Origin of the sequence: Chryseobacterium culicis (assembly GCF_002979755.1) — a bacterium.
Classification (GTDB): domain Bacteria; phylum Bacteroidota; class Bacteroidia; order Flavobacteriales; family Weeksellaceae; genus Chryseobacterium; species Chryseobacterium culicis_A.
In genome coordinates, this window is the sequence record NZ_PCPP01000002.1 from 301,604 (window position 1) to 318,859 (window position 17,256).

Below are 17,256 nucleotides of genomic sequence, written 5' to 3' on the forward strand. Positions count from 1 at the left end.
TTCTATAAAGAAAAAAGATCAGACAATAAGGTCTGATCTTTTATTTATCTGCAGATTAATTGATTGTTACTTTAATCACATTCTGAACAGCAGGAACAGGATACTGGGTTCCGACTTTGGAAATGATCTTATTTTCACTTTGTGGAGTTCCGCCAAATAATGCCTGATGATTTCCAGCTCCGGGATATTGATCAATACCTGTTCCGGAATCATATAATGAGGTTTTTGAACTAATGTCGCCCTTAGTATTGGCATCAATGCTTTGTTCATTAGCATAGAACCAGTCGTTGGAGAAACCAAACATCGTTACATAAGCAATTTTATCACCCGGTTCAGCATTAAAGTTTGTGGTTACCTTACTTCCCGGTGCTACAGGAGCATTTCCGGCAACATATACCCCTTTCACATTGGATAAAGATTTCAAACTGTTTTGAAGTTTGGCAACATTTCCAAACTGGGCAATATCTTTCAGTCCCATTCCGCTATCTGTTTTACCCAATTCATACATTGGATTTTTATCACCACGGTAAACAACCACCAAAGCAGGAGAAAGCCCTGTCATAATTCCGGTATTGGCATTCAGTTTAGTCATCATTTTACTGATATTTCCCATTTGAGCAATATCGGTAATTTCAGGATTTGATAACGCATTAGGTGTAAAGAATGGTGCACTGTTCAGCAGCTGAGAACCATTGTAGTTGGATACTGCCCATACTCCGGGAGAAAAAGGAGTTTCGTTGGCAGTTCCGCCAGAAGTATTGGTAATGGTGAGGGTAAATTCCGAAGTTACATCATTATAAGCCAGATTGAGTTTCATAAGCTGGGAAGCATTTACATTAGGAACCTGCATGATGGGCTTACTTTCAACCTGTCCTGTAGCATCATCTTTCGTTCCGTTATCCCATAGTCGTACGCTTGAAGAAACATCTCCGGTAATTGCATTTCCATTGGTGTCAAACAGTTTGATTCCTGGCTGTTGGGAGGCAAAAAACCAGTCTTTTGAAGCTCCATACATCGTTGCAAACATCAAGGCCTGTGTTTTTCCTGCACTGAATGTAACGGAAACAGATTGTCCAGGCAAAATAATAGGAGGAGTTCCTGTTCCCTGAAAACTTCCGCTTTCTACAAAATCTTTAGGGGTTACTACATTTTCAAAGGTAATCGTTCTTTGAAAAGCCATGTCCATCATCATGTCGTCATTTGAATCCTTGCATGAAGAAAGGGTAAATGCAGCTAGAGTTGCTGCCGCTAAAACAGATGTTCTGAAAATAAATTTGTTCATAAAAGTAAATTTTTATAGTTATCATTGATATCTGTAACTATAGTCGGCTACTTTTTGAGATCCTGACAAAAAATATTTTCTTAATTCATTTTTTTTTTCAAAAAGACGATTATATTCCCTTTTTTCCATCCAGAATCATCTGAATCATTTTTATTTTTCTGTTTTCTCTTGTTTCCGGTTTCTTGGCTTCTTCAATCCAGCGGATGTATTCCTTTTTGTGAGTGTAGCTCATTTTGTCAAACAGTCCTTTTGCATCCGGATTTTCATTAAAAACAGAGGCAATGTCATCGGCAATTTCAACCATTCTTTCTTCTTTGTCCTCAATAAGAGAAACAGAAACCTCATCACCGAAAGTTTTATCAAGCTGTTTTCTGACTTCTTGGGTAAGTCCTAAAATATGACAATCCGATTTCATTTTAGCCAGGCTTCCGCGGTATTCGATTCTATTATCAAATAAGGCTTTAATTTTTACCTGTCCTTTTTTATTAAACAATTCCTCCGTAGAAAATGGAAATTCTACAAATGCAGCATTCATTTCTCCGTTTTGCTGAATAATGGCTGTAAATTCAATTTTTTTAGGGATCATGATGACGTGTTTCAAGAGTCAAAAATAAAAAAACCGTGAAAGTAAATTCACGGTTTCAAAAAATATATCAAAAAATATTATTTTTTCTTGATTTTCTTAGGTGTTGTAGTAGTACCTGAGTTTTTAGTTTTTGTATCAGCTGGAGTATTTTCACCTCTTACAAGCTTTAATTCATCAACTAATCTTCTAGCACCTGCAAACTTATCGATTGTCCAAAGAACAAAACGAACGTCTACGTTAATTGTTTTCTGCCATTCCTGTTCGAATACAATATCACCACTTAATGCTTCACTGTTACCATCGAAAGCGATACCGATAAGGTTTCCGTCTCCATCAATTACCGGAGAACCAGAGTTACCTCCTGTAATATCGTTGTTAGAAAGGAAGTTTACTGGCATATATCCTGCAGCATCAGCATACTGTCCGAAATCTTTAAGGTTGTAAAGATCAATCACTCTTTGAGGAAGATCGAATTCTTCATCACCTTTCTTGTATTTTCCAACAAGACCTGTCATATCTGTATAGTAGTTATCAGTAATACCAAAATAGTTTCTGTCATTTCTGATAGGTAATTTATCTACTGTACCGTAAGTTAATCTCATGGTAGAGTTAGCATCCGGATAGAATTTTTTCTCAGGCATAGCCTTCATTAAACCAGCTAAGAACATACGGTTCTTTTTTGCAAAATTATCGTCTACATTAACATATCTTTCGTTGCTCATTTTTTGATCAGCAACAATTCCGTTAGCAGCTTTCCAAAGTGGATCAGCATCAAGCTTCAATGCATCCGGGTTCAATAAGAAGTTCGTTGCAGAAGTTTTGTTAGCGAAGATTGAAGAATAAGCAAGGTTAGAAATTGTTTTAGCATCTAATCCTAGAATAGTAGCAGAAGCAATTTCTTTATTCGTAACTCTCATCTGGTATAGGTTTACCATAGAAGAAAGCATTTCTCCTTCTAGAGAAGGGTTGAAGTTTTCATAAGCAGCTTTGATGGCAGCTTCAGTTTTAGCTTTCATCGCTAATCTTCCCTGCATATCCTGGGCAGCGTAAGCCTTAAGAACAGAACCTACCTGTAAGGCAAGAGAGATATATTTTGCATTTCTTGAGAATTGTGAAGCATAGTTTCTTTCAACATTTCTCTCAGAAACCTGCTTGTAATACATTCCAATATCTTCTAGAATACCATCATAAGCCTCATTTCCAGACGTCATAGACCATTTTCTGAAGATGTCTTCAGTTTTTTGCTTGTCAGCAATAGTTCCGTTTTTCTCTACCGCATCGATAGTTCCTTGTCTGTTTTTCCAGTAGTTAGCTACTGACGCATATTGAGAAGCATAGTTAAGCTGAGTTGCTTTATCCTTGTCCATGTACTTTTTCATTACATCCATAGCAAGTTTAGAAGCTTCAACCCAAGCCGGGTAATCTTTAGTTACCATTTGCTGAATTCCGTAAGAAGTCAGGTAACGATTTGTTCTTCCAGGGTATCCTAGGATCATTGAGAAATCACCAGGCTTAATTCCTTTAAGAGAAACCGGAAGGAAGTGCTTAGGCTTCAAAGGAGTATTGCTTGGAGAATATTCAGCCGGGTTTCCTGCAGCATCAGCATATACTCTGAAAACAGTAAAGTCTGCAGTGTGTCTTGGCCACTCCCAGTTATCTGTATCTCCTCCGAATTTTCCTAATGATGAAGGGGGAGCACCTACTAATCTGATATCTTTATAATCCTGATATACGAAATAGTAGAATTCGTTTCCGTTGAAGAAATCTCTTACCACTACAGTATATTTCCCGTTTTCAGAGTTTTCTGTCTGGATTGCTTTAGTTTCAGCATCAATAACAGCTTTTCTCTCTGCTCCGGTCATATTGTTGTTTAGCTTAGAATTGATTCTTTGCGTAGCATCATCCATTCTCACTAAAAATCTTACATAAAGATCCTTTGCATTGAATTCGTCTTTCTGTTTCATTGCCCAGAATCCGTTCTTCAAATAATCTTTTTCTGGTGTAGAAGCAGCAGCAACAGCACCATAACCACAGTGGTGGTTGGTAAATATAAGTCCTTTATCAGAAACAATTTCACCTGTACAGAATCCACCGAAACTTACGATAGCATCCTTTAAACTTGAATTGTTTACTGAATAAATTTCTTCAGGCGTAAGGTGTAGACCCTCTTTTTGCATATCAACACCGTTAAGTCTTTTGATGAGCATTAGCAGCCACATCCCCTCATCCGCCCTCATCTGAGCAAAGCCCAGTAAGAAAGTGAATAGTAGAAATAGTCTTTTCATTTTATAAAATAATTTTTGTGTCGCTAATTTACTAATTTTTACGAGATTCTGTCCCGGAATGGTATGAAAATGGGATGATAATCCGCATGAAAAAAATACTATTATCACTTTTTGCCGTTTTACTTTTAGGAGTTGTTTTGAATTGTTCCACAGTACCTGCTAAAAATCCTTCCCTTCAAAGGCAGTGGATGCTGGTTTCACTGGATGGTTTTTCAAAAGACCAGCTGATAGCTCATAAAGCAGAAATGAATCTGACAGCCAATATCGTGAAAGGTAAAATTCAGGCGAGTGCTTACATGGGATGTAACCGGATGTCTTTTGTATCAGAATTTAAAAAAGAAGGAAAAGTAAAGATTTCAAAGGGAATCAGTACGATGAAAGCCTGTCAGGATATGAATCTTGAAACCTCTTTTCAGAAGAAAATTGAAACCATGACTAATTATTCTATCGAGGGACATTTTCTTATGTTATCCGATGATCAGGGGAATTTAATGAAATTTGTAGCTGCTGACTGGGATTAATAATGGCCTATTATCATATAAAAAGTCCGCATTGCAGCGGACTTCTTTGTTTGAAAAATCTAGTTTGGTTATCAGCTTTTTTGCGGTTATTAGCTTTTGAGAGTCATTAGTTTTTTGGAATCGTTTTTTTTATTTCTTCCAGGGTTGCTGTGTTAGGCAGCCCGGTAACTGTCATTTTTGTGTTCCTAGAATTTATAGTATTGTGATATGCCTGTCTGTTGGGGATTGTTTTTTTAATGTCTTCAAGACTTGCTGTATTGGGGAGAAGTTTTCCAGAATTGTCTGCAGCTGCTTTGGTTTTGGAATCCTGTTTTTTTACTTCAAGACCATGATCAGAGACCATACCGGAGTTTACCGTTTTATTTTCGTCTCTTTCTTTGGCTTCCTGCATGAGTTTTGCCTGTTGTTCTTTTGCCTGTTTTACAACCAATGCTTGGTCTTCCTCTACCGGAGCCGCTTTTTTATTTTCCTGAGCATAAATAATAGTGCTTAAAAATAATAACGGGATAATATATGCTATTTTCATGACGGTTTATTTTATGTTGACTAATACTTGAATTTTTCCAATCTCTTTTTGGTCATAATCCTGAAGCGCTTTTCCGATTACCTGTCCAATTTTTACCATTTTGATATTGGCTTTCATTGCAACACCCGGTTTGGATGAAGTTACCAATAGGTCACCTCTTTTTATTTTTCCATTCTCAAGGCATACTTTGGTGGGGATTACCCCAATGACTCCCATTGGAGCTTTATCGGAAATATCAGTGTCAATATGCTCTTCTGTAAGCAGTACACCCGGTTTAGTGGCATATACACCTGCAACAAGAGAGGAATAAGGAGTTGAAGATTTTTCAACAGTTCTGTCTGCTTTCGTTGAGATGACAAGAATATCACCAGGCTCATATTCAGAAATATGTCCATTGACATCAAATGCTTCAGCAACGTCAGCACCGCTGTTTTGAGTTCCTCCGTTAAAAAATCCACGTCCGGCAGAATTGATTCTGGCCACATTCACTGTACCCGGATTTCCGGATTTAAATAAAGCGATAGAACCATTGCTGTGAGTTTCTACGGTAAGGGGAGGATTGGTGTTGGCTGTATTAAAATTAACAAATCTTGCTGCCCGTCCATTACCGAAATTAGGAACCCATGCAAAAATCGCGTTTCCGGTTCCATCTGCAGTAGTTTCTACACCATCTCCTGCGTTGGATGCATTAGCGGTTATACCATTTCCATTTCCATCTGCAATAGCAATCAGTGCAGGGCCGTTTCCGGCAGGATTACTGGCATGAAATAAACCTGCATATCCTCCTGTACCGGAAGAAATTCCATAAATCCCTGCAGTACCGAAGTTGGCAAACTGTGAATTTACTTCTCCTCTCACTGCGGCTGAAGTTCCTGTGGTTCGGTCTACTTTAAAATTCCCTGCAATACCATTTCCAATTGTGTTTACTGTGATAACATCACTGGTATTATTCTCATTGAAGATTTCAAATCTTCCGGCTCGTCCGGTAGAAAAAGAAGGAACCCATGCATAGAGAGCATTTCCAGCTCCGTCAATATTGGTTTCAACACCATTTCCGTCTTTTCCTGCATTCGCGGTAATAGCATTTCCGTTACCATCAGTCAGGGCAATCAATGAAGCTCCGTTTCCTGAAGGATTTGAGGCATAAAATAAACCTGCACGTCCTCCCGTTCCGGAAGAAATTCCAAAAATTGCGGCGGCACCAAAGTTTCCGAAAATAGTATTTACTTCTCCTCTTACTGCAGCACCAACGCTATTGGTATTGTCAACGAGAAAAGAGGCTGCATTTCCCTGGGTGTTGTCCGGAATATTTCCATTTCCATTCGTTTCTACCTCAAAAGTATTCCCTGTAGTATTTGTTTGGTTAAAATTTTCAAATCTTCCGGCACGACCAGTACTGTTATTTAAGCCTACCTGCCCGTAAACACCGATACCGGTTCCGGAGGTATTGGTAGCTACAAAACCTCTCACCCCATATCCACCTCCGTCATTACGGCCTACTACTGCTCCGGCAATATCACTTGTTGTTCTACCTACTACTGCTTCACCAGCTCCGGTGTTGTCACCCACAATACCTGCTGAAGATTGGGAAGAAGTGGAACCATGTACCCCAAATCCAGCTCCGGTAGAACTTCTTACCCCGGCTCCGTTTCCAGTAGTCGTAACATTTACAACCGTACCATTCCCTACACTGGATGCATTAAGAGCAACATTATTATTCGTGTTGTTCAGGATTGAAATACTCGCAGGGATTCCGTTATTACTGGTAGCGTTAAGACCTGTTCCTGTATTGCTGTTTGCGTATACTCCAAAACCATTTCCAGTGGCATTTCCGTAGACTCCTAAGCCATTAGGTGTTGTACCATAAACACCCCAGCCGCTTCCGGCCTGGCTTCCGTATACACCTACTCCAAGTCCGCCGGTTCCGTTATTAATACCACGAACCGCTGAAGAAAATCCTCCGGGGGCTACATTGGTAACAACTCCTCTTACTGCTGCAATATTGGAGGTTGTTGTGTTGTTATTCCCTTCTAAAGATGTTCCATCACCATCATTGGTTAATGAAAATAAAGTAGAAGCATTATTAACGGTATTAGTATAGGGAATTACAAAACTTCCGCCTCCACCACCTGCAGATTTGGCATACATCGCATAAGGAACACTTAGCAGCTGGCTGGTTCCTACTATGGTGTAGCTGGTTCCTCCTGCGGGGTCAGTTTCTGTTTTTAAGTAATAGCTTCCTGCAGGCCAGTCGATGGTGGCAAATGTTCCGGTGAGTACAGTTCCTGTTCCTATTTCAAGGCTGATAAGTCCGTTGGCATTGGTGTTTCCGGTAAGTCTTTCAGAATAGACTGCAGCCCCGGCAGGAGATCCCTGTAATATGCTTACTCTCACGGCAATTCCTTGATTGACTAGGAGTTGTCCGGAACCATTTCTCATGACAGCCTGATAGCTCATTTTTTCCGGAGCCTGAGAAAGTCCCATAAAGAAACCTGTCAGGATCCAAAACAGTGATAATATTTTTTTCATGGCATTTTATTTTTTTATGATTTTAAAAGTTTTAATATTTTCTCCATTTTGGGTAATCCTGATGATGTACATAGCGGAAGGAAGTGAGGAGAAATTAAGCTCAGATTTTGATTGTGAAATCTTGTCTTTTTTTACCAGTTTGCCCTGGGCATCGAATAGCTGATATTCTGATCCTTTAAAATTATTTGAGGTAAAATCTAAATACAAATAATCTTTGAAAGGATTAGGATAGAGCAAAATGCCGTTTTGTTCAGAGGAATTTTCAATAGTGGTAAGGGTGATGATTTCGTAAGGCTGTTGAACGCCTTCCAGAACTTGTCCTGTTCCTTTTTCCAGATAGGTGGTCTGACCTATGCTGTAAGAAACAAAACCATTAGCTGCTGATGCATCCAGTCCGGTTGCCAAAACTGCGGATTGAGCGTGCAGTATGGGAACGGAAAAGACAGACAGAATAATACAATAAATAGATATTCTTTCCATGGATAACAGTTTTGGTGATTAATAGATGTGTTTTTCTGGGGGAATTTGGGAAGACTAAATTACCACCTATCTCAATCAAATGACAGGAAAATAGACCAACGGCAGAAATAATCGACCAATGGCATTTTATGAATTATTGCAAAAAAATTGTCTGGCTATTTTTAAGGATTGAAAAAAGAAAGGTTATCCCTGTAGGTTCGGCCGATAGGAAGCTTGATGTGATGAGCGAGTTCTATTTCATGACAGCTTTTTCCTCGGATAAGATGGCGCGGAACCGCATAGCTTCTGTGTATTCTGACAAAAGAATCAAAAAAATTTTTTTGCAGAAGATTTCCCAGAGAGTTTAAAATACAGTGGTTTTTTTCAAGAGTGATAATTCTGGTATAGTCTTTCAGGGCTTCCAGATACAGAATATCTTTCATCTTAATCTGAAAAATATGACCTCCTTCTTTTATCTTGATGCAGTTTTCTCCTATCATGGCATCATAGCATTCACATTTCTCCTTGATTTCAAAAAAATCGAAGAGTCTTTCCATAGAATGATGAAAACGTTCTGCGGTAAGGGGTTTGGTAATAAAATCTAATGTGTTGATTTCAAAAACCCCCGCAGCGAGTTCAGGATGTGAACTTACGAAAATACATGCGGGTATTTTATGAGCCATCTTCCGAAATTCAATACCGCTGATGCCCTTTAAATTGGTTTCAGTAATCAGAAGATCAATAGGAAGGTCAAGATAAGGAACTGCCTTTTCTGCAGAATCAAAAGTGGCAACAATTTCAATGTTTTGATATTGCCTGATATAATGCTGAAGAACCAGCCTGTCCAGTTCATCATCATCAATAATCATACATCTGATATGCGTAATCATGATATTCCGGAGATTAGTTTTTAATTTAAATGTTTAAAAATCAGAATTTTATTACATAAAGTTATTGATTTTTTATATATCATTCATCAGTAAACTTAAATTTATATTAAAATATGTTATTAAATAAAAATTGATTTTGTTTTTTTTCTGAAAAATATTAACTTGTAAAAATCATAAACATAGACAGAACTTAATGTTAGAAAAGAAAGAACATAACTATGAGAAAGCAGTCTTGGTGGGTGTTATTACTCAAAATCAGGACGAAGAAAAACTGACGGAGTATTTAGATGAACTGGAGTTTTTAGCTTTCACAGCCGGAGCAACCGTACAAAAGCGTTTTACCCAAAAATTAACTCAGCCTGATTCCAAAACCTTTATCGGAAGCGGAAAAGCTATTGAGATAAAAGAATATGTAAAAGAAAATGAGATCGGAACTGTAATTTTCGATGATGAGCTCTCTCCTTCACAGCTTAAAAACCTGGAAAGAGAGATGGAAGTTAAGATTTTGGATCGTACCAATCTTATCCTTGATATTTTTGCCCAAAGAGCACAAACTTCGTATGCAAGAACGCAGGTGGAACTGGCGCAATATCAATATCTTTTACCACGACTGACAAGAATGTGGACTCACCTTGAGCGTCAGAAAGGGGGAATTGGGATGAGAGGTCCCGGTGAAACGGAAATTGAAACTGACCGTCGTATTATCCGTGACAGAATTACTTTGCTGAAAGAGAAACTGAAGACCATTGACAAACAGATGGCAACTCAGCGTAACAACCGTGGAAAAGTGGTTCGTGCAGCTTTGGTAGGATATACCAACGTGGGGAAATCTACTTTAATGAATTCCATTTCGAAATCTGAAGTTTTTGCCGAAAATAAATTATTTGCAACCCTTGATACTACTGTAAGAAAAGTGGTGATTGGAAATTTACCGTTCTTGCTTACAGATACCGTAGGATTTATCAGAAAATTGCCGACTCAGCTGGTAGAATCATTTAAATCTACTTTGGATGAGGTTCGTGAAGCTGATCTTTTGATCCATGTGGTGGATATTTCTCATGAAAGCTTTGAAGATCACATCGAATCTGTAAATCATATTCTGATGGAAATTAATGCTCATCAGAAACCTATGATTATGGTTTTCAATAAGATTGATGGCTTTAGTTATGAGAAAAAGGATGAGGATGATCTTACACCTTCTACCCGTAAAAACGTCTCTCTGGAAGAATGGAAAAAGACATGGATGGCAAAATCTAAGTATCCGACAGTTTTCATTTCTGCACTCACGAAGGAAAACTTCCCGGAAATGAAGAAAATGATCTATGATGAGGTTATGAAGATTCACATCTCCAGATTTCCATACAATGATTTCCTTTTCGAATATTTCGATAACGACGAAGAAGAAAGCAACAATTAATGAAATATCACTTTTTCCTTTTATTCATCATGTTTTCGGTTTTTGGGTTCAGCCAGAAATCAAAAATTGATTTAAAAGCTATTGAGAAAAGTCTCAGAACTTCAGATTCTCCATACAATTATGAAAAGCTTATTTTCAAATATAAAGGATATCCAAAGTCTCTGGACAGTATAGAATCTCAGTATCTGTACTACGGAAGAAATTTCAGGAACGATAAAGTAAGTACCTCAGAAGAAAGTTTTAAAAGTCTTGCAGAGTCCTTTAAAGAAAACAATTTTGCAGAGTGTATCAAACAGGGAAAAGCTTTATATGGTAAAGATCCTACCAACCTGGATATTCTACTGATTCTTCTTAGGGCTTACGACTCTGTAAAGGATGGAAATAACTTTATACACCATCTGAACCAATTCCGTGCTCTTACTGAAGGCATAAGAAGTTCGGGAGACGGAAAATCTGAGAAAACAGCTTATATCGTGAATTCTGTAGGAGATGAATACATTTTGCTCAATATTCTGAATATAGGTCAGGATTATAAAAGGAGCTCAAAACCTGCTAAAGAAGGCATGTTTGATATCTGGGAAAAAGACGGGAAGCAGATTTATATCAAAATACTCTATTTGGAACTAACCAATTAATCTTAAAATAAAAACACTTAGTGGAATTATATTATTCATTTTCAGCATTAATCGTATTAGCCTCAATATTTGCCTATCTTAACTATAGGTTTTTAAAACTTCCAAGTACCATCGGAATTATGGTGATCGCCATTGTGGTTTCTATTTTTCTGGTATTGTTTGGAGAAACCGTTCTTCCGAGAACTTTCGGACATCTTCACAACCTGATGAATGGTATCGACTTTACGGAGGTTTTGATGGGTGCTATGCTTAATTTTCTACTCTTTGCGGGGGGAATTCATATTAATATTAATGATCTGAAAGAACAGTTCAGGCCTGTTGTTATATTTTCCACAGTAGGTGTTGTAATTTCTACTTTTGTTGTAGGATTTGGAATGTTCTATCTGCTTCCTTATGTAGGCGTTAAGCTTCCCTTTATCTACTGTCTTGTTTTTGGTGCTCTGATTTCACCTACCGATCCGGTAGCCGTTCTGAGTGTACTGAAACAAGCTAAGGTATCCAAATCACTGGAAACAAAAGTAGCCGGAGAGTCTCTTTTCAATGACGGTATGGCGGTGGTGGTCTTTACAGTGATCTTACAGCTGGCCGTCGGAAAAGAAGTAGATCTGAGTGTTGAAACCATCGGATTGCTTTTGCTTAAAGAAGCAGGAGGTGGTCTATTGCTGGGAGTTCTGCTGGGTTGGGTTACTTCAAGACTGATGCGTGAAGTGGATGATTATATTATTTCCGTATTAGTGACACTTTCTGTTGTTATGGGAGGATATCTTATTGCCCGTCAAATGCATATTTCAGGGCCGTTGACAATGGTGGCAGCAGGGTTGTTTATGGGGAATTTCAACAGAAGTTTCAAAATGAAATCTGTTACGCAGGATTATCTGATCAAGTTCTGGGAATTGATTGATGAAATTCTGAATGCTGTATTATTCCTGTTCATTGGATTTGAACTTTTGATGATTAAAGATCTTAGACATTTCATGATTCCAGGTCTGGCTGCTATTGTGGTTGTGCTGTTTGCAAGGTTTATTTCCATCTGGGGACCTACAAAATTTACTTCTCTGAGAAAAAGTTTCAGTCCGCAGACCGTGAAAGTTCTGGTTTGGGGAGGAATCCGGGGTGGGGTTTCCATTGCCTTAGCGATGTCTATTCCTAAAAGTGAATACAGCGAGATTATATTAAGTATTACCTACTGCGTTGTGGTATTCTCAATCATTGTTCAGGGGCTTACCATTGCCAAAGTGGCCAACCCTAATAAGATTGCCAAAGAAGAGGAAGAGCAGGAAAGTATTGCTGTAGAAGAGAAAGCTTAAATTGTAATATGAGTATCGTTAAAGAAATACAGGAAGCTCTCGCTGTTTTATCTATTCCTGAAAAAGCAGAATTCTTTCCAAGATTTTTCAAAACAGGAAAAGGAGAATATGGTGAAGGAGATTTGTTTCTGGGCGTAAAAGTTCCGGATCAGCGTTCTGTTGCCAAAGAATATTATTCAAAAATCAATTTAAAAGAGCTCAGTGTATTACTTTCCTCAAAATACCATGAACATAGGCTAACCGCTCTTTTTATACTGATTTTAAAGTTTGAAAAAACAAAAGATAAAGCGGTAAAAGAAGAAGTGGTTACTTTTTATCTGAACCACCTTCCGTATGTGAATAACTGGGACCTGGTAGATTCTTCCTGTTATAAAATTCTTGGAAGATATACTTTTGAAAATCAGAAAGAAAACCTTCTGAGGGAGCTTTCGGAATCTGACGAAATGTGGCATAAGAGAATTGCTGTGGTAGGAACAATGCATTACATTAAAAAAGGCTCATTTGATCTTACCAAAGAATTTGTCACCAGAAATCTGAAACATTCTCATGATCTGATGCATAAAGCAAATGGCTGGTTATTAAGGGAAATGGGAAATAAGAATGAAGGAGAGCTGATCAGCTATTTGAATCAGTATTACAAAGAAATGCCAAGAACCTGCTTACGATACGCCATTGAAAAACTGGACGAAGATCTTCGCCAGGATTATCTGAAAGGACATGTTTAAAAAATAATACCGTATTTTCCCCAAAAAAAGTACCGGAAAACAGCTATTTGTGTTCAAAAAATCAAACAGAATAAGGTTTTAAGGTCAAAATTGAGTAATTTCGTGGTTTTAAAACCAATCATGAAAAATTTTCTCAAATTATTTCTTCTTTTTCTTCCTTTGTTATTCCTGACAAGCTGTTTCGATATTCTTGATAAAGTGAATGTAAAAGCTGACGGAACGGGAGAATATACCATAATCCTTAACGCCAGCAAAAGCAAGACAAGGCTGGCATCCATCTCCAAAATGGAAACCATTAACGGGAAAAAAGTTCCAAAAAAGGGTGAAATTGAAAACAAAATCAATGAAGCTGCAAAAATTTTTAAAGCAACTCCCGGAATCAGTAATGTGAAAACATCCATGGATTTTGACAATTATATCATCAAACTGAGCTGTAATTTCAAAAAAATTGAAAATATAAATGCCGGTCTGGAAAAGCTGAAGGCTCAGAATATATTAGGCAAAATGGTTCCCACACAAGTCTACAGCCAGAATCTTGAAAAGAAGACGTTAACCAGAAATAAAGTAAATACTTTCAAGGCGGATTATGACAAGATGAGTAAGGCGGACAAGGAAGTCTTTAATGATGCCCGATATACTTCCATTATGCAGTTCGAAAGTACTGTAAAATCACAAACCAATAACACTTACGTACTTTCTCCTAATAAAAAGGCTCTTAAACTGGAAGCTGATATTCTGGATCTGATCCTTCAGAAAAAACAAATACAAAACACAATACTTTTTCAATAAATTTCTAAACTATAGTCATGAAATCTATCTTATTAAAAACGCAAAAAATTTTTTTCGTACTCTTTGGCTTTACCCTGGTTTTTGCCCAAAACAGTATGAAAATACCGTCCGACGCTGTATTTTATATGGAAGTCAACGGAAAACAGCTTAATAATAAAATCAACTGGAATAAACTGAATCCTTTGCTGCATGAGCTGAGTAAAAAGAGTAAAGAAAACCTTTCATGGACAGATTACTCCAAAACAGGAATCAAATACGATGCTGTTCAATACCACTACGCAAGTTTTAATGACTCTATTAAAGCATACAATACGCATTTTATCATCGATAATAAGGAAAAGTTCCAGGAATTCATTAATTCTGTGAAGAAAAAAGGACAGGAGGTTTCCAACAGAAAAAATTATTCTTACGTAGATATCAATGATGATATTTTTGTTGCCTGGAACGGAAGCCGTGCGATTCTTAGCATGATAAGCTATACCAAACCTTATAAAGACCTTTGGGCAGAAGAAGCTGTTGCAGACAGTACAGCCGTTGCTGTTGTGGACAGTGTTGCCGTAGATGCTATAGATGCTGGTGATAGTGCTTATACTGATGAGCCTGAAAAACCTTTTAATTATAAGGAAGAAATCAAAAATCTTAAAGATGATATTAAATATCTTAAAGAAAGTATTAAGGATAACAATCTTGAGATAGCGAGAATTCAGAAAGATATCAAATATCTGCAGAAACATCACAAATATCCTGAGGAAAAAGAGAATGCTGAGAGCCCTGAAAATGAAGAAGAGATGCCTAATGAATCTTATGAAGAGGAAGATAATGCCTACAAGAAAGAACAGGATTCTATCCGCAGAGAAAACTTCAAAATTGTAAAAAAGAATGCTGAAGATCGTTTTGATCAATACTTCAGTTCAAACTTGGAAATTGAAGTTCCTAAAGAAATGCTCGCGTTCAGAGATGGCAATTCTGATGTGTTTGTGTATACAGACTATGGAAGAATCGTAAATGACGGAATCTATGGGAAGATGACCAAGTTATACAGCTATGGACAGTTCTTCAAAAACATGTACAACTCCAATTATTCGTACAATCTGTACTTTGATAAAGATAAAGTAAGACTGGTTAATAATTATCAGCACAAAAACCCTGAAATTCAAAAGAATATCTCCGCCATTTATAAAGGAAAGAAAAACAAAAAACTGCTGGAACTGATCAATGAGAAAAGTGTGGGTTACTATGCAATGAATGTAAATGGGGCAAAATGTTTCGACATGATGTACAGTCTTCTTCAAGATTCCGGAGAAAATGAGTACAAAAAGGAAATGGAACTCATCATGGAAACCATGAAAATTGTTCTGGATGAAGAAGCTATTACCAAAATTGCACCCGGAAACGGAATATTTGTTTTGAATGAATTGAAATCCAAAACAGTAGAGTATACTGATTACGAATATGATGCTGATTTCAACGAAAAAGAAGTAAAGAAAACCAAAGAAATTGCTGTTCCTAACTTCACTTTCGCTTTTGCAACAGAAAATGAAGGCTACTGGAACCGTATTTTTGATATGCTGACAACTAATAAGAAGCTGTCTAAAAGATTCTCTAAAAAAGGAAATCTTTATACTTTTAAAGAAGAGAAAAGCGGAGGATATATCGATCAGCTGTTCTTTACCGTAAAAGACGGAGTGGTATATCTGATGAGCTCTGCAGACAATAATGTATCTGTAGGTCAGTCTGATATTTCCAGAAAATGGGCAAAAGATTCAGCCAAATATCCGTTATCAGGAAGACTGGATATTAAAAAATTCTTAATCGGTTTGGATAAAGAATTCAAAACTCCAAAAGAAAGAAAAGCCCTGGATGCCATCAGAAAAAATGTAGGTGAAATGTACTATAAGACAGAGGTAAAAGGAGAAAGTATCCAGACTGAAATGAATTATAATATTAAAGATTCTTCGGAAAACAGCTTAATGTATTTCTTTGATGTATTCGATCAGGTTTTTAAAACAAAAGAAACAGAAGAGAAACCACAAATTTTATAAATGAACAAAAAGAAGATTGTTGTCCCGTTACTTTTACTGTTTGCTGTGGCAGTCTATTTTGTAGTCTTTCATAAAAATAAGACCCTCAAATATATTCCCGAGAATGCAGATGCAGTAGTTTTAATAGATATAAAGAAAGTAACGGGGCAGTACCTCTTCAGCTGGGTAACCCATCCTTCACAATGGTCTGGGAGCAAGACCAAGGGTAAAGGATCTGGTTCTCTGAAAGATTCAGGCATCCAAATTCCGGATTTCCTACAGATTTTCCATGTCAAAAACACTAAGTTTTCCGAGTGGTATAGTATTGTAGAATTGAAAGATTCTCAAAAATTCATTCATTTTCTAAAGGCGCTAAAGTTTGCAGATCAAGGAAATAATCGTTTTCAGAAGGGTCAGATTTTTCTTATGATCAATGGCAATCATTGTATTGCAGGAACTTCAGATTCGGCTTTTGAAACGATTCAGAAACAGCTTCTTCAGGTGTCTTCAAATACTGTTCTGGATGCAGATCAGTTTATTCATAACACTGCAGGGAGTATTTCTTTTATTTCAGGAAAGAGAATTCAAAACTTTTCTATTGAGCTAAAGGATGATGAGATTGAAATCAAAAACACCTCAAATTCTGAAATTTTTAATTCAATGATCTCTAAGCTTCAAACCGGTAATCACTTTCTGGAGCTTGAATTAGACAAAGAAAATATCAGACATTTCAGCAAAGGTTTCAACAAAAGTATTGCTGACTCCTCGCAGGTCACTAATATTATAGCTACAGCTGATCTTGAACAGGTTAATGATACGATTATCAGTTATGAATATGACGATAATTTTAATGAAGTTGAAAAGAAAACCTTTCAAAACATTACCCAACCCAACTATACCATAGATCTCAAAAGCAATGATCCCGTAAAAACCTGGGAATTCTTTCAGGCTAAAAAATGGATCAATAGTGAAAATCAATTCACAGAAATTCCTTTTCAACCCAATCAAGCCAGCCAAAATAATAACGGCGTTGTCATACAATCAACCCGAAAACCCATTTCATTGTCACCTCAGCTGAAAGAAAATTATATCTTCATCAGAAACAACAAGCTGCTGTATTCTTCTTTAAAAATGCTGAGTGCGAGCGAAAAAAGAATTATCTCGGATATCGATTATGTATTCTATGGGAATAAATCAAAGGATTATTGGGTGAAAATAAAAGCAAAAAGTGGAGAATTACCCCTAATTTTACGGTGGTAAAAAATAGAAACCTAAAATGATCTA

Annotated in this window: 15 protein-coding genes; 8 read left to right on the forward strand and 7 right to left on the reverse strand. The window is 37.2% G+C overall.

What is annotated here, in order from left to right; translation table 11 throughout:
• Window positions 1-55: 55 nt before the first annotated feature.
• From CQ022_RS14480 to CQ022_RS14490, 3 genes are all read right to left on the reverse strand, one after another.
• Complete coding sequence (locus CQ022_RS14480) at window positions 56-1,282, reverse strand: spondin domain-containing protein (RefSeq protein WP_105683058.1); 1,227 nt, start codon at window positions 1,280-1,282, stop codon at window positions 56-58.
• Between the two features lie 109 nt (window positions 1,283-1,391).
• The gene (locus tag CQ022_RS14485) at window positions 1,392-1,868 is read right to left on the reverse strand and encodes a YdeI/OmpD-associated family protein (RefSeq protein ID WP_105683059.1); all 477 of its coding nucleotides are present in this window, start codon (window positions 1,866-1,868) and stop codon (window positions 1,392-1,394) included.
• 77 nt (window positions 1,869-1,945) lie between these two features.
• On the reverse strand, window positions 1,946-4,153 hold the full coding sequence (locus CQ022_RS14490) for a S46 family peptidase (protein WP_105683060.1): 2,208 nt from the start codon (window positions 4,151-4,153) through the stop codon (window positions 1,946-1,948).
• A gap of 86 nt (window positions 4,154-4,239) precedes the next feature.
• On the opposite strand from CQ022_RS14490, the gene CQ022_RS14495 reads away from it, so the two are divergent.
• Entirely contained in the window at window positions 4,240-4,674 is a 435-nt protein-coding gene (locus tag CQ022_RS14495) for an META domain-containing protein (protein WP_228421717.1), read from the forward strand.
• A gap of 106 nt (window positions 4,675-4,780) precedes the next feature.
• On the opposite strand, the gene CQ022_RS14500 is transcribed toward CQ022_RS14495, so the two are convergent.
• The 4 genes from CQ022_RS14500 to CQ022_RS14515 all read right to left on the reverse strand — a co-directional run bounded on the left by CQ022_RS14500 (window position 4,781) and on the right by CQ022_RS14515 (window position 9,078).
• On the reverse strand, window positions 4,781-5,200 hold the full coding sequence (locus CQ022_RS14500) for a hypothetical protein (RefSeq protein ID WP_105683061.1): 420 nt from the start codon (window positions 5,198-5,200) through the stop codon (window positions 4,781-4,783).
• A 6-nt stretch (window positions 5,201-5,206) separates the two neighbouring features.
• Window positions 5,207-7,729: a beta strand repeat-containing protein gene (locus CQ022_RS14505; RefSeq protein WP_105683062.1), complete on the reverse strand. Its 2,523-nt coding sequence runs from the start codon at window positions 7,727-7,729 to the stop codon at window positions 5,207-5,209.
• A gap of 6 nt (window positions 7,730-7,735) precedes the next feature.
• Window positions 7,736-8,209 (reverse strand): T9SS type A sorting domain-containing protein, encoded by a 474-nt coding sequence (locus CQ022_RS14510; protein ID WP_105683063.1) that lies wholly within the window; start codon window positions 8,207-8,209, stop codon window positions 7,736-7,738.
• 161 nt (window positions 8,210-8,370) lie between these two features.
• Window positions 8,371-9,078 carry a LytR/AlgR family response regulator transcription factor gene (locus CQ022_RS14515; protein WP_228421719.1) on the reverse strand — a complete coding sequence of 236 codons (708 nt, stop codon included), beginning with the start codon at window positions 9,076-9,078 and terminating at the stop codon, window positions 8,371-8,373.
• A gap of 193 nt (window positions 9,079-9,271) precedes the next feature.
• Between CQ022_RS14515 and hflX the strand changes: the two genes are divergently transcribed.
• From hflX to CQ022_RS14550, 7 genes are all read left to right on the forward strand, one after another.
• Window positions 9,272-10,495 carry a GTPase HflX gene (hflX, locus tag CQ022_RS14520; RefSeq protein ID WP_105683064.1) on the forward strand — a complete coding sequence of 408 codons (1,224 nt, stop codon included), beginning with the start codon at window positions 9,272-9,274 and terminating at the stop codon, window positions 10,493-10,495.
• Window positions 10,495-11,130 carry a DUF4919 domain-containing protein gene (locus tag CQ022_RS14525; protein ID WP_105683065.1) on the forward strand — a complete coding sequence of 212 codons (636 nt, stop codon included), beginning with the start codon at window positions 10,495-10,497 and terminating at the stop codon, window positions 11,128-11,130. Before hflX ends, CQ022_RS14525 begins: the two co-directional genes overlap by 1 nt.
• Window positions 11,131-11,150: 20 nt before the next feature.
• Window positions 11,151-12,437, forward strand: a complete 1,287-nt coding sequence (locus CQ022_RS14530) for a cation:proton antiporter (RefSeq protein ID WP_105683066.1) — start codon at window positions 11,151-11,153, stop codon at window positions 12,435-12,437.
• A gap of 8 nt (window positions 12,438-12,445) precedes the next feature.
• Window positions 12,446-13,162, forward strand: coding sequence for a DNA alkylation repair protein (locus tag CQ022_RS14535; protein ID WP_105683067.1), 717 nt, complete (start codon window positions 12,446-12,448; stop codon window positions 13,160-13,162).
• 120 nt (window positions 13,163-13,282) lie between these two features.
• Window positions 13,283-13,951, forward strand: coding sequence for a hypothetical protein (locus CQ022_RS14540; RefSeq protein ID WP_105683068.1), 669 nt, complete (start codon window positions 13,283-13,285; stop codon window positions 13,949-13,951).
• Window positions 13,952-14,046: 95 nt separating this feature from the next.
• On the forward strand, window positions 14,047-15,993 hold the full coding sequence (locus CQ022_RS14545; RefSeq protein ID WP_228421721.1) for a hypothetical protein: 1,947 nt from the start codon (window positions 14,047-14,049) through the stop codon (window positions 15,991-15,993).
• Entirely contained in the window at window positions 15,994-17,232 is a 1,239-nt protein-coding gene (locus CQ022_RS14550) for a hypothetical protein (RefSeq protein WP_105683070.1), read from the forward strand. It begins immediately after the preceding gene.
• The last annotated feature ends 24 nt before the right edge of the window (window positions 17,233-17,256 follow it).

What these genes read in the sequence shown, in the direction of transcription:
- CQ022_RS14480 (WP_105683058.1), bottom strand. Translation starts at nt 1,282, where the DNA reads ATGAACAAATTTATTTTCAGAACATCTGTTTTAGCGGCAGCAACTCTA.
- CQ022_RS14485 (WP_105683059.1), bottom strand. Translation starts at nt 1,868, where the DNA reads ATGATCCCTAAAAAAATTGAATTTACAGCCATTATTCAGCAAAACGGA.
- CQ022_RS14490 (WP_105683060.1), bottom strand. Translation starts at nt 4,153, where the DNA reads ATGAAAAGACTATTTCTACTATTCACTTTCTTACTGGGCTTTGCTCAG.
- CQ022_RS14495 (WP_228421717.1), top strand. Translation starts at nt 4,240, where the DNA reads ATGAAAAAAATACTATTATCACTTTTTGCCGTTTTACTTTTAGGAGTT.
- CQ022_RS14500 (WP_105683061.1), bottom strand. Translation starts at nt 5,200, where the DNA reads ATGAAAATAGCATATATTATCCCGTTATTATTTTTAAGCACTATTATT.
- CQ022_RS14505 (WP_105683062.1), bottom strand. Translation starts at nt 7,729, where the DNA reads ATGAAAAAAATATTATCACTGTTTTGGATCCTGACAGGTTTCTTTATG.
- CQ022_RS14510 (WP_105683063.1), bottom strand. Translation starts at nt 8,209, where the DNA reads ATGGAAAGAATATCTATTTATTGTATTATTCTGTCTGTCTTTTCCGTT.
- CQ022_RS14515 (WP_228421719.1), bottom strand. Translation starts at nt 9,078, where the DNA reads ATGATTACGCATATCAGATGTATGATTATTGATGATGATGAACTGGAC.
- hflX (WP_105683064.1), top strand. Translation starts at nt 9,272, where the DNA reads ATGTTAGAAAAGAAAGAACATAACTATGAGAAAGCAGTCTTGGTGGGT.
- CQ022_RS14525 (WP_105683065.1), top strand. Translation starts at nt 10,495, where the DNA reads ATGAAATATCACTTTTTCCTTTTATTCATCATGTTTTCGGTTTTTGGG.
- CQ022_RS14535 (WP_105683067.1), top strand. Translation starts at nt 12,446, where the DNA reads ATGAGTATCGTTAAAGAAATACAGGAAGCTCTCGCTGTTTTATCTATT.
- CQ022_RS14540 (WP_105683068.1), top strand. Translation starts at nt 13,283, where the DNA reads ATGAAAAATTTTCTCAAATTATTTCTTCTTTTTCTTCCTTTGTTATTC.
- CQ022_RS14545 (WP_228421721.1), top strand. Translation starts at nt 14,047, where the DNA reads ATGAAAATACCGTCCGACGCTGTATTTTATATGGAAGTCAACGGAAAA.
- CQ022_RS14550 (WP_105683070.1), top strand. Translation starts at nt 15,994, where the DNA reads ATGAACAAAAAGAAGATTGTTGTCCCGTTACTTTTACTGTTTGCTGTG.